This window comes from Enterococcus sp. ZQ21 (assembly GCF_030053755.1).
Taxonomy (GTDB): Bacteria; Bacillota; Bacilli; order Lactobacillales; family Enterococcaceae; genus Enterococcus_B; species Enterococcus_B lactis.
In genome coordinates this window covers 1,170,627-1,182,672 of the sequence record NZ_CP125658.1, presented here as the reverse complement: position 1 = coordinate 1,182,672, position 12,046 = coordinate 1,170,627, and the positions used below count along the sequence as shown (strand labels likewise).

9 protein-coding genes are annotated in these 12,046 nt (G+C 40.4%); 1 reads left to right on the top strand and 8 read right to left on the bottom strand.

The genetic code is table 11. The features are described 5' to 3' along the window. Positions 1 to 4 precede the first annotated feature (4 nt). The 8 genes from QK255_RS05705 to pcrA form a co-directional block, all read right to left on the bottom strand. Positions 5 to 133, bottom strand: coding sequence for a hypothetical protein (locus QK255_RS05705; RefSeq protein WP_002292046.1), 129 nt, complete (start codon positions 131 to 133; stop codon positions 5 to 7). Between the two features lie 2 nt (positions 134 to 135). Continuing rightward, complete coding sequence (rlmD, locus tag QK255_RS05700) at positions 136 to 1,509, bottom strand: 23S rRNA (uracil(1939)-C(5))-methyltransferase RlmD (RefSeq protein WP_002292048.1); 1,374 nt, start codon at positions 1,507 to 1,509, stop codon at positions 136 to 138. Positions 1,510 to 1,619: 110 nt separating this feature from the next. Further along, positions 1,620 to 2,675 carry a diacylglycerol kinase gene (locus QK255_RS05695; RefSeq protein ID WP_002292050.1) on the bottom strand — a complete coding sequence of 352 codons (1,056 nt, stop codon included), beginning with the start codon at positions 2,673 to 2,675 and terminating at the stop codon, positions 1,620 to 1,622. Positions 2,676 to 2,684: 9 nt separating this feature from the next. After that, complete coding sequence (gene gatB / locus QK255_RS05690; RefSeq protein WP_002292052.1) at positions 2,685 to 4,115, bottom strand: Asp-tRNA(Asn)/Glu-tRNA(Gln) amidotransferase subunit GatB; 1,431 nt, start codon at positions 4,113 to 4,115, stop codon at positions 2,685 to 2,687. Further along, entirely contained in the window at positions 4,112 to 5,584 is a 1,473-nt protein-coding gene (gene gatA, locus QK255_RS05685) for an Asp-tRNA(Asn)/Glu-tRNA(Gln) amidotransferase subunit GatA (RefSeq protein ID WP_002292053.1), read from the bottom strand. Before gatA ends, gatB begins: the two co-directional genes overlap by 4 nt. Further along, positions 5,584 to 5,889: an Asp-tRNA(Asn)/Glu-tRNA(Gln) amidotransferase subunit GatC gene (gene gatC / locus QK255_RS05680; RefSeq protein ID WP_002288477.1), complete on the bottom strand. Its 306-nt coding sequence runs from the start codon at positions 5,887 to 5,889 to the stop codon at positions 5,584 to 5,586. The genes gatA and gatC overlap by 1 nt, the downstream gene beginning before the upstream one ends. Positions 5,890 to 5,994: 105 nt before the next feature. Further along, positions 5,995 to 8,031 (bottom strand): NAD-dependent DNA ligase LigA, encoded by a 2,037-nt coding sequence (gene ligA, locus QK255_RS05675; RefSeq protein WP_002342179.1) that lies wholly within the window; start codon positions 8,029 to 8,031, stop codon positions 5,995 to 5,997. Positions 8,032 to 8,047: 16 nt separating this feature from the next. Beyond that, positions 8,048 to 10,282: a DNA helicase PcrA gene (pcrA, locus tag QK255_RS05670; RefSeq protein ID WP_002292055.1), complete on the bottom strand. Its 2,235-nt coding sequence runs from the start codon at positions 10,280 to 10,282 to the stop codon at positions 8,048 to 8,050. A 154-nt stretch (positions 10,283 to 10,436) separates the two neighbouring features. Between pcrA and QK255_RS05665 the strand changes: the two genes are divergently transcribed. Continuing rightward, on the top strand, positions 10,437 to 11,996 hold the full coding sequence (locus tag QK255_RS05665) for a ClC family H(+)/Cl(-) exchange transporter (protein WP_002292056.1): 1,560 nt from the start codon (positions 10,437 to 10,439) through the stop codon (positions 11,994 to 11,996). Positions 11,997 to 12,046: the final 50 nt, after the last annotated feature.

Below are 12,046 nucleotides of genomic sequence, written 5' to 3'. Positions count from 1 at the left end.
CATATTAATTATTAAAGATCTTAGGGCCTTTTCTCATGTTTTTACGATCATTTTTAGGTGTTTCCATTTGTTTGGATCGACCTCCACCTTGTTTCTTTTTGATCAATTCTTTCATTTTTTCTTTTTGGTCCATTTTTATTCTCCTTTAACGAATGAAGCGACTAATTCGATATGATGGGTTTGTGGGAAAAGATCTACAGGCTGAACTTTCTTCACGGCATAACCTGCTTCTGCAAATAACTTAGCATCTCTTGCAAAAGTTGCCGGATTACATGAGATATAGACGATTCGTTCTGGTGACATTTCGATTGCTGATTCAATAAAATGATGATCTAATCCTTTTCGTGGAGGGTCAACTACGATCACAGATGGTTTGATTCCTTTTTCTTGCCATTTTTTCATGACTTTTTCTGCTTTTCCGACTTCATAATAAACATTTTCGATTTTATTATTTAAAGCATTGAATTGTGCATCTTCAATTGCTTCTGGAATAACTTCCATCCCATACACCTTATCCACTTTGTCTGCTAAAGACAAGCCAATCGTACCTATTCCTGAATAAGCGTCAATCACAATGTCTTTTTTATCTAACTCAGCAAACTTGATGGCTGTTTGGTACAGATACTCTGCTTGTTGAGTATTTACTTGATAAAATGACTTTGCTGAGATTCGATAGGTTTTTCCTAATAGCTGATCTTCGATATAGTCTCTGTCATATAAAACTTTTTCTTTGTCTCCTAAAATCACATTTGTTTTTTCTTCATTGATATTTTGGATGACCGAAACCACTTCTGGCAATTCTTCATGAATGGCTTCAGCAATTTCCTTGGATTTAAAGAATTTTTCTTTACGAGTAACTAAAACGACCATCATTTCATGGGAATAATGACCACGACGTATAATGATGTGACGAAGCTGTCCTTCATTTTTTTCTTCATTATATCCTCGTACTTGGAACCGTTGCAAGATATCTCTGACTACTTTGATTGCTTGATCGATGACAGGATCTTGGATATAAAAATCTTCGATAGGGACTAGATCATGGCTATTCTTTTTGTAAAAACCGGTGGCTAACTGTCCATCGATACGGCGAACAGGGATCTGTGCTTTATTACGGTAGCCGAATGGTTCTGCCATTCCGACAGTTGGAAGTACAGGAATTTCTGACATCTTAGCAATCTTCGCCATTACATGCTCTACTTGTTTTTGTTTGAAAACAAGCTGTTGTTCATACTTCAAATGGGCTAAAGGTGCGATACCTGTGCGAAGTAGTGCATTGTTTTCTACAGGCTGGCGATCAGGAGATTGTGTAATAAATGTTTCGACTTTCCCATATCCAAACTTATTGCCCGCTTTCACTACTAGTATTTCTACTTCTTCTCCAGGAAGTGCATTTTCGATAAATAATGGATAACCATCGATTTTTGCTACCCCCATTCCTTCATAACTCAAGTCGACGATTTCGACTGTATATCGTTCGTTTTTCTTTACTATTTGCTGTTCTGTCATATTTTGCTCCTTTAAGCCTATTTTTCAATCCTACTGAACTCTACTATAAATCAGTTAATTACACAACTAAAACCGGCACTGACCTTACTACGTTCAGCACCGGCTTTTGATTAATTCTTTTGATTAGGTGTTTCGTCTGCTATTTTTCCGTCACCGTCGATATCTTCATCCGTTAAACGTTCGACTTCTTTTACGAATTCTTTGCTGACAACCTCTAATTCTTCTTCATCTGTGCCTGTGATTGCTTCATCAGGAATCTGATCGGTATTGGCAAAGAACTCAATGTGCTGATGAAGATTTTGGAAATGCATCGGTGCTTCCCCGCCATATTCACCATCTAAGTTGATCATTACTGGTCGATTGATATCATCTTCTGTTTCGACGAACAAACTGCTTGTTTTGGTATAGATTACTCTTGGATCATCGACATGTCGACCGCCATTCAGCATGAGTGCCGCAATATGCAAGATCTCAAAGATATTTGCTGTCTTTACAATGATCAAAGAAAACTTGCCATCATCCAATTTGGCATCTGGCGCGATCTGTTCGAATCCTCCAACAGAGTTCGTCAGCCCTAGGAAAAACATCGAAGCATTTCCGATATATTCCCCTTCATCATACTTCAAGCGCATTTTGATTGGCTTTACTCGAGGTAGCATCTCTGCTCCTTTCGCAAGGTAGGCAAGATAACCAAAAATACTCTTTAGTTCTGATGGAACTTCATAAGTCAATTCTGTCAAATAGCCGCCTGCAGCGATATTGATGAAGTAACTGCTATCAGAAAGACCGATGTCCATTTTTACTGTTTGGTGTTTTTTTATTACTTCTGCTGCTGCTTTAATATTATCTCTAGGAATTTTTAATGCTCGAGCATAGTCGTTCGTCGTACCGGCTGGGATAATGGCCATTTTAGGACGGTGTTCAAGCGGAGCGATCCCATTGACCACTTCGTTGATCGTTCCGTCGCCCCCAGCTGCCACTACTAGATCAAAACCTAGTTCTGCAACTCTGCGTGCTTCATTCTTGGCTGAATCAGGTTCTGGTGTAGTGGCATAGGCGCTAGCTTCAAATCCTGCTTCTTCTAATGCCTGCAGGATATCCGCCAAATTTTTTTTCAATAATTCTTTTCCCGAGGTAGGGTTATAAATTACGCGTGCTTTTTTCATTTTCAGCCTCTAGCGTTTCGCTAATTCATCTTTAAGCAGCTTGTTCACGACACCAGGATTTGCTTGCCCTTTAGTTGCTTTCATGATTTGACCGACTAGGAAGCCAACCGCACGATCTTTTCCATTTTTGTAATCATCGACAGATTGTTGATTGTTATCCAAGATTTCATTAATGATTGGAAGAAGTTTGCTAGGATCAGATAATTGTACCCAACCATTTTTCTCAACAACTTCTTGCGCTTCTCCGCCATTTGTGATCAATTCACGGAAGACTTTTTTGGCGATTTTTGAGCTGATCGTTCCATCGGCGATCAAACGAATCATTCCTGCTAAGTTCTCAGGTGTCAATTTTGTCTCAGCTAATTCCAGTTTCTCACTGTTTAAGTAAGCAGAAACTTCACCCATCAACCAGTTAGATGTTTGCTTGGCATCTGCACCATTTTCCAAAACAGCTTCAAAGAAATCAGACATTTCTTTTGTAAGTGTCAATACCATTGCGTCATACTCTGGAAGACCAAATTCACGGATATAGCGTTCGCGACGAGAAGCTGGCATCTCAGGTAAACTAGCTTTTACTTTTTGAATCCATTCGTCATCGATCACGAATTTCGGAATATCAGGCTCTGGGAAATAACGATAATCACTAGAACCCTCTTTCACACGCATCAAAACTGTTTTATTCGTTGTTTCGTCAAAACGGCGTGTTTCTTGTTGGATTTCTCCTCCTGAAAGAAGAACTTTTGCTTGACGTTTTTCTTCAAAAGCTAAACCTTTTTTCACGAAAGATAAAGAGTTCAAGTTTTTCAATTCTGCTTTCGTACCGAATTCTTCTTGTCCATAAGGGCGGAGAGAAATATTCGCATCACAACGCATAGAACCTTCTTCCATTTTCACATCGCTGACTTCTGTAAATTGGATGATTGAACGCAATGCTTCTAGATAAGCGTATGCTTCTTCTGGTGAACGCATATCAGCTTCAGAAACGATTTCGATCAAAGGCGTGCCTTGTCGGTTCAAATCAACGTAAGAATAGCCGCCGATACCATGCATGTTTTTCCCAGCATCTTCTTCTAAATGGACCCGTTCGATCCGGATTTTTTTCTTCTTGCCTTCTACTTCGATTTCGATCCATCCGTCATGACCGATTGGTTGATCAAATTGGGAAATTTGATATGCTTTCGGATTATCTGGGTAAAAGTAATTTTTCCGGTCAAAATGAGTATCTTTAGAGATTTCGCAGTTTAATGCCAAAGCGGCTTTCATCCCGAATTCCAGCGCAGCTTTATTCATTACTGGTAGCACGCCTGGATAACCCCAGTCGATCACGTTTGTATTGCTGTTTGGTTCTGCACCAAAATGAGCTGGCGCTGGAGAGAAAATTTTTGAGTTGGTTTTCAACTCGACGTGGACTTCTAGTCCAATGACTGTTTCAAAATTCATTCGTCTTTCCCTCCTAAAATAGCTGGTTGTTGTGTGTGGAATTCTGTTGCTTGTTCAAACGCATATGCCGCTTGATACATCGTTTTTTCATCAAAATAATTACCGATGATCTGCAATCCAACTGGTAATCCTTCTGACAATCCTGCCGGTACAGACATACCTGGAAGTCCAGCCAAGTTGACAGGGATCGTTAAGATGTCACTCATGTACATCGTGATTGGATCGTTGATGTTCTCACCGATTCCGAATGCCACTGTTGGTGAAGATGGTCCGATGATCAAGTCATAATCTGCAAAGACTTTTTCAAAATCTCGTTTGATCAATGTACGGACTTGTCCTGCTTTTTTGAAGTAAGCGTCATAATAGCCCGCACTTAATGAGAATGTACCTAACATGATACGGCGTTTTACTTCTTCACCGAATCCTTCTGAACGTGAGTTGACATATACATCATCCAATGATTTCACGTTTTCAGAGCGATAACCATAGCGGATACCATCGAAACGCTGCAAGTTGGAACTTGCTTCTGATGAGGCAATGATATAATAAACAGCCACACCGTATTTTGAATGAGGTAAGCTGACTTCTTCCACAACAGCACCTAATGAACGGAATGTTTCTGCTGCTTTCAATACAGCTTCTTTTACGCCAGAGGCCACACCTTCGCCTAAGTATTCTTTAGGTAAAGCAATCTTCATTCCTTTGATGTCACCGGTCAGTCCCTCTGCAAAGTCAGGAACTGAAACGCCTGAAGAAGTACCGTCTTTTTCGTCATAACCACTGATAGCTGTCAATGCTAATGCGTTATCTTTCACCGTACGGGTCATTGGTCCGATTTGGTCAAGAGATGAAGCAAAGGCAATCAAGCCAAAACGTGAGACACGGCCATAAGTAGGTTTCATTCCTACAATGCCGTTGAAAGCTGCTGGCTGGCGGATACTTCCCCCCGTATCACTACCTAAGGAAACTGGGATTTGTCCAGCTGCTACTGCTGCTGCAGAACCACCGGAAGAGCCCCCAGGTACTTTTGTTTGGTCCCAAGCATTTTTTGTTTTCTTGAAATAAGAAGTTTCTGTACTTCCGCCCATAGCAAATTCATCCATGTTTAGTTTTCCAACAGGGATCATATCTGCTTGATAGATTTTATCCATGACCGTTGCATCATAAATTGGTTCAAAATTGTAAAGAATCTTAGATGCAGCGGTTGTCAAGATATCTTTTGTTACGATATTATCCTTGATCCCAATCGGAATTCCAGCAAGGATGTTGCTTTCATCAATACCTTTTTCATCTAAAGCTTTTGCCTGTTCCAATGCTTTTTCTTCATTCAATGTGATGAATGCTTCGATCTCAGGTTCTGTTTCTTTGATTCGTTCAAATGTTGCTTTTGTCAAATCTTGTACAGTGATTTCTTTCGATACAAGCATACGATGCAGTTCTTCTAGAGAACGATTGTGTATTTTTGTCATTATGCGCCAGCCTCCCCATTATCGATGATTGCGGGTACTTTGATAAAGCCGTCTTCTGTTTCCGGCACATTTTTCAATAATTCATCACGGTTCCATCCAGCTTGCGCCCGATCTTGTCGCATCACGTTTACTGTTTCGACAACATTCGACGTAAATGGAACACCTTCCGTATCTACTTCTTCCAGCATTTCCACCATATCGATGATTTTACCTAATTGGTCGGTAAAACTTGCAAGTTCTTCATCTGCGAACGCAAGTTTTGCTAATTTGGCAACGTGTTTCACTTGTTCTTCACTAATCGCCATACTACCCCTTCTTTCTAAACGAGTTAAAAACTTTGCTCTCTATTTTAACATAAGAGTGCTCTGTCTGAAATTATTTATTGAAATTTGTCTGAAAAAACTCAATATTTATTCTTTTGCTGAGTGGCTTTTAGCCAATGCTTCTGCCATTTGATCTTCTGTCCAAACTTCGATTCCTAATTCTTGTGCTTTGGTTAGCTTGCTGCCAGCATCTTCTCCTGCTACCACGATATCTGTTTTTTTCGATACGCTACCAGTCACTTTCCCGCCAAGATTTTCGATCGTCTCTTTTGCTTCTTCACGAGTCAATCGTGTTAGTTTACCAGTAAGGACTACTGTTTTTTCTTTAAAAGGCGACTCGACTTCTTGCAATTGGGTACTTCGAAGCCCTTTGTATTCGAAATTGACGCCTGCTTGTTTTAATTCATTCATCAATTCATGGACTTCTTCGTTACTAAAATAAGTGACTACACTGTCGGCAATGATATCACCGATCGTATCAAGCGCAATAATCGACTCATAGTCGCTTCTACTCAATGTCTCTAGATCACCGAAATGTTCTGCTAAAATTTTTGCTGCTTTCGCTCCGACATGTCGGATTCCTAACCCGAAAATCAACCGCTCGACCGAATTATCTTTGCTGTTGTCAATTGCTGTCAAAATATTATTTGCTGATTTTTCTTTTATTTTGTCCAACGTCAATAACTCTTCTTCTGTCAATTTATAAAGATCAGCAACATCTGCGACTAGTTTTTTGTCATACATCTGTTCAAGCACACGTGGGCCCAATCCGTCGATATTCATCGCATTTCTTGAGACAAAGTGGTTCAAGCCTTCTTTCATTTGAGCAGGGCATTTAGGATTGATGCACCGTAGCGCTACTTCTTCATCCAAATGGACAAGTTCACTTCCACAAACTGGGCAATGTGTAGGTAATTGGTATTCTTCGCTGTCTTTAGGTCGTTTATCCATCACGACTTGCGAAACTTCTGGAATGATATCTCCCGCTTTATAAATCAGAACTGTATCTTTTAAGCGGATATCCTTCAACTTGATATAATCCCCATTATGCAGACTGGCACGGCTTACTGTCGTTCCTGCTACTCGGACAGGCGTCATGATTGCCGTTGGTGTCACTACCCCCGTTCGTCCGACTGTCCATTCGATGTTTTCGATCAGTGTTTCAACTTCTTCTGGGGGAAACTTATAAGCTGTTGCCCATCGTGGTGCTTTGACAGTAAAGCCAAGTTGATCTTGCAACGAGAACTCATTCACTTTGATGACGATTCCATCAATCTCATAGGGCAAATCTACACGTTTATCATGATATTCCTCAATGTATGCCCATACTTCATCAATCGAATGACATAGACGTTTTTCCCGATTCGTGTGGAATCCTATTTTTTCTAGCTCTTCTAATGCATCATACTGTGTTTTTGCTTCCATAGGACCGAAATCAGCTACTGTGTATAAAAAAGTATCCAGATTTCTTTTCGCTGTGATTTTAGAATCTAACTGACGCAAGGAACCGGCTGCGGCATTCCGAGGATTCGCAAAGATATCTTTTCCCTCTGCTTCTCTGTCTTGATTCAATTGAACAAATGACCGTTTTGGCATGAAACATTCGCCTCTTACTTCGATGTTCATCGGTTCTTTTAATTTGATTGGGACTGATCGGACAGTCTTTAGGTTTTCAGTGATGTTTTCTCCTACAGTCCCATCCCCACGAGTCGCTCCTCTAACGAAGTTCCCATCTTCATAACGCAAAGAGACGGAAAGACCATCTATTTTTAGTTCGCAGCAATAGTCGACTACACGTCCCACTGCTTTTTGTACACGTTGATCAAAAGCTATCAGTTCTTCTTTGCTGAAAACGTCGTTCAAACTGTAAAGCGGAATATCATGAGTGACTTTTTCAAAACCTTCTAATACTTTTCCGCCTACTCGTTGAGTGGGAGAATCAGACGTGATCAAATCAGGATATTGTTCTTCGATTGCTACTAATTCTGCGTATTCTTTATCATAAACATAGTCTTCCACTGTTGGTTTATCTTCTACGTAGTATTCACGAGACCATTGGTTCAATCTTGTACGAAGTTCTTCTGCTCGTTTAGCAGCTTCGTCAATCGTCATTTCATGTTCCATCATTTACCCTCCACTACTAAGCTTTTTCAATTGGCGCAAAGGCAGCCAAAAGACGTTTTACTCCTTGACTTGGGAAAGCCACATCTAGTTCTAGATCCTTCGACGTCCCACTTACTCGGACGACTGTTCCTAGGCCCCATTTTTTGTGTTTGACTTTATCTCCAGGTTTCCAGCTGGTCTTTTCCCCTCCAGTGGCACTTTTAGAGGAAACAACCGCTGTCTCTGGCTGTTTATAGCTATATGCTGTTTTTTTTGCGAATACAGGTGTTTTTTTAGGCGTAGGACGCATGCCCTCGATTTCTAGCAATTCTTGATCGATTTCTTCTACAAAACGAGAAGGACGGTTATATTGCGTCCGTCCATATAATGTTCTGGAGAAAGCATTGGTTAAATACAACGCTTCTTCTGCTCGCGTGATTCCTACATAAGCGAGACGACGTTCTTCTTCCAGTTCGCTTTCTTCCATCAATGCTCGAGATAAAGGAAAAACACCTTCTTCTAGACCAATCAGGAATACAACTGGGAATTCTAATCCTTTGGCTGCATGCAACGTCATCAATGTCACTTGCGAAGCGTCTTCTTCTAAATTGTCAATGTCAGAAACAAGTGCCAGATCGTTCAAGAAGACCGTTAGTTTTTCTTCTGGTGCATCAGCATCTTCTTCATTTTGCTGTTCGAACTGCTTATCGAATTCTTGTGTGACCGTTAAAAATTCCTCCAGGTTTTCGATACGCGCTTGTGCTTCTAATGTATTTTGGATTTTTAAATCTTCCAGGTATCCGCTACGATCCAAAACCTCTTTCGTCAATTCTGTCACTGTCAAGTATGGGATCATCTGCGTGACTTCTTGAATCATCTCTCCAAATGAACCTAATTGCTGGCCTGCTTTTCCACCGATATTTGCCAGTTCCACATTTTGGGCTGCTTCAAGCAGTGGCCATTCATGGAGAGAAGCAAAACTGCGTAGTTTTTCGATAGATCCTGGTCCGATGCCTCGTTTGGGCGAATTAACGATACGCTCAAAACTGATTGAGTCTTGAGGATTTGCCAGCACATTTAAATACGCTAAAATATCTTTGATTTCTTTCCGATCGTAGAATTTGTGCCCTCCAACCATTTTATAAGGAATATTTGCTTTCAACAAGGTTTCTTCCATCACACGAGATTGTGCGTTCGTCCGGTACAAAATGGCAAAGTCGCCGTAATTCCGATGATTGCTTCGAATCTCTTCTTGCATCCGGTCTACGATAAAACGGGTTTCGTCTCGTTCATTATCTGCACGATAGTAAGTGATCTTGTTTCCTTCTTTGTTTTCTGTCCACAAGTTTTTTGGTTTTCGATTGCTATTGTTTTCAATGACTTGGTTTGCCGCGCTAAGAATGTTTTTCGTGGAGCGATAGTTTTGTTCCAGCAAAATCACTGCAGCATCTGGATAATCTTTTTCGAAATCCAAGATGTTCTGCATATCTGCACCGCGCCAGCCGTAGATACTTTGATCTGCATCTCCCACTACGCATAGATTTCTAAATCTACCTGCCAATAAATTGACCAACGTATACTGTGCGTGGTTTGTATCTTGATACTCATCTACATGAATATAATGGAATTTGTTTTGATAATATGTGAGTGAATCAGGATGTTCTTCAAATAACCGGATCGTATTCATGATCAGGTCGTCAAAGTCCATACATTGATTGTATTGAAGCTCTTTTTGATAAGCAGCGTAACATTTTGCCACAATCTCTTCGTAATAACTGCCTTGCATTTTTGCAAAATCTTGAGGGGTCTGCAAGCTATTTTTTGCTTGGGAGATTGTTCCTAATATGCTGCGAGGATCATATTTTTTCGGGTCAATGTTCAGTTCCTTCAGTATCCGTTTCATCAAGGTCAGCTGTTCAGAAGAGTCGATGATCGTAAAGTTCCGGTTATACCCGATAAAATCAACATCTCTTCTTAAAATACGCACACACATTGAGTGAAAAGTCGATACCCAGACATCTTCGCCCCCAGATGCGAGAATCGCATTGACACGTTCTTTCATTTCTTTTGCAGCTTTATTGGTAAAAGTAATCGCTAGGATGTTCCAAGGATTGACTTCTTTTTCCTCAATCAAATAGGCAATGCGATGCGTCAACACTCTCGTCTTTCCACTTCCCGCACCTGCCATCAGCAATAATGGTCCGTCAGTGTGAAGAACAGCTTCTTTCTGACGGGGGTTCATCCCGTTTAATAATTCAGCTTTGGATGACATTAACAACATCCTTTCTTTTATCAATCTTGTTAATTATAGCATTTTCTTGGCTTTCATTAAACTAGCTAATTCAAAATCATTTGTTTCTTTTTATGGATTTCTTCTTGTCAATTCGTTGATTTCGCGCTAAATTAAAAGAAAGCGAGGCGTTTGAATGGAAAAAAAAGGAAAAATCAAGAAATTAGATAAAACTCAGATATATTTTATTCTAAAAGGAATATTCGTTGGACTACTGACAGGAATCGTGGTTAGCCTGTTTCGTTTATCGATCGAAAAGTTAGGCGATTTTGTTCGAAGCATCTATGAAATAAGTCGGGAACAGCCGATTTACTTAGTTGGCATGGCTACTTGCTGCATCCTTGCAGCATTTTTTGTGGGTTATCTGGTCAAAAATGAACCGGATATCAAAGGAAGCGGGATTCCACAAGTAGAAGGACAGCTTCGAGGGGAATTATCAATGAACTGGTTCTCTGTTTTATGGAAAAAGTTCATTGGTGGTGTACTTTCAGTTGGCGCAGGACTTTTTCTAGGTCGAGAAGGCCCTTCTATACAGCTTGGTGCAGCTATCGGACAAGGAGCTGGACAATTGTTTCGGAGTCCATCTTCAGAAGAAAAGATTTTGATTTCTAGCGGAGCAAGTAGCGGACTTGCAGCAGCATTCAATGCTCCTATCGCAGGATTACTCTTTGTTTTAGAAGAAATCCATCACTCCTTCTCTCCTCTTGTTTGGCTGACATCTTTTGCTTCGGCCATCACAGCTAACTTTGTCTCTCTTTATTTTTTTGGCTTAAGACCAGTTTTATATCTAGGGGATCTTCCTTCTTTGCCGTTGAAATATTATGGTTCTTTGGTGGTATTAGGCGTACTTCTAGGCGTCTTAGGTTTTATTTATCAAAAGGTCCTGCTAGCATTGCCAAAATTTTACAACCGATTGCCTTTACCAGCTTATTTTCATGGATTCGTTCCTTTCTTGCTGATTTTGCCGATTGGTTATTTATGGCCTAGTACGCTAGGCGGAGGCAATCAAATCGTTTTAGCTTTTGGACATGCTTCATTGCCAATCATTATGATTATCGGTTTGTTTGTTCTTCGATTCGTTTTTTCCATGATTTCTTATGGTGGTGGTCTTCCAGGAGGGATTTTCCTTCCGATATTGACATTGGGGGCTTTAATCGGTAGCTTTTATGGAAACATCATGGTTGATTTCGGGATGGATCCAATCTACATCAAGGATTTCGTCGTGATTGCCATGGCTGGTTATTTCACAGCAATTGGGAAAGCACCGCTGACAGCAATTATTTTAGTGACAGAAATGGTTGGCTCTCTCAATCATCTGATGCCTTTAGGGTTGGCTGCTCTTGTTGCTTATATCGTCAATGATCTTCTCGGAGGGAATCCGATCTACGAATCATTGTTGGAACGTTTACTTGGAAACAATCAGACCGCCGCTCTTAAAGGCGCAAGGACAACTTTTGATTTTCCAGTAACGGCAGAGAGTTCTTTAGACGGATTAATGGTACGGGACTTCAATTGGCCTAAAAATATGCTGCTAATCTCTATACGCAGAGGAAATCAGGAAATCTTGACTCACGGCGATACGATCATGAATGTAGGAGATATTTTGGTAATCTTGACTGATGAAGCAAACTTACCAAGAATCAAGCAAGAAATCGAGGCTAAATCTTCGATCACAAATTTGAAGCAATCATTTTAACGTACCGGGAAGAACTATTTTATGGCACAACAACTATTCATCTATACTAC

Excerpts from the sequence above, each read along its gene's own strand:
- QK255_RS05695 (WP_002292050.1), bottom strand. The coding sequence starts at position 2,675 with ATGAAAAAAGCACGCGTAATTTATAACCCTACCTCGGGAAAAGAATTA.
- QK255_RS05665 (WP_002292056.1), top strand. The coding sequence starts at position 10,437 with ATGGAAAAAAAAGGAAAAATCAAGAAATTAGATAAAACTCAGATATAT.
- ligA (WP_002342179.1), bottom strand. The coding sequence starts at position 8,031 with ATGGAACATGAAATGACGATTGACGAAGCTGCTAAACGAGCAGAAGAA.
- rlmD (WP_002292048.1), bottom strand. The coding sequence starts at position 1,509 with ATGACAGAACAGCAAATAGTAAAGAAAAACGAACGATATACAGTCGAA.
- gatB (WP_002292052.1), bottom strand. The coding sequence starts at position 4,115 with ATGAATTTTGAAACAGTCATTGGACTAGAAGTCCACGTCGAGTTGAAA.
- gatC (WP_002288477.1), bottom strand. The coding sequence starts at position 5,889 with ATGGCGATTAGTGAAGAACAAGTGAAACACGTTGCCAAATTAGCAAAA.
- gatA (WP_002292053.1), bottom strand. The coding sequence starts at position 5,584 with ATGACAAAAATACACAATCGTTCTCTAGAAGAACTGCATCGTATGCTT.
- QK255_RS05705 (WP_002292046.1), bottom strand. The coding sequence starts at position 133 with ATGGACCAAAAAGAAAAAATGAAAGAATTGATCAAAAAGAAACAAGGT.
- pcrA (WP_002292055.1), bottom strand. The coding sequence starts at position 10,282 with ATGTCATCCAAAGCTGAATTATTAAACGGGATGAACCCCCGTCAGAAA.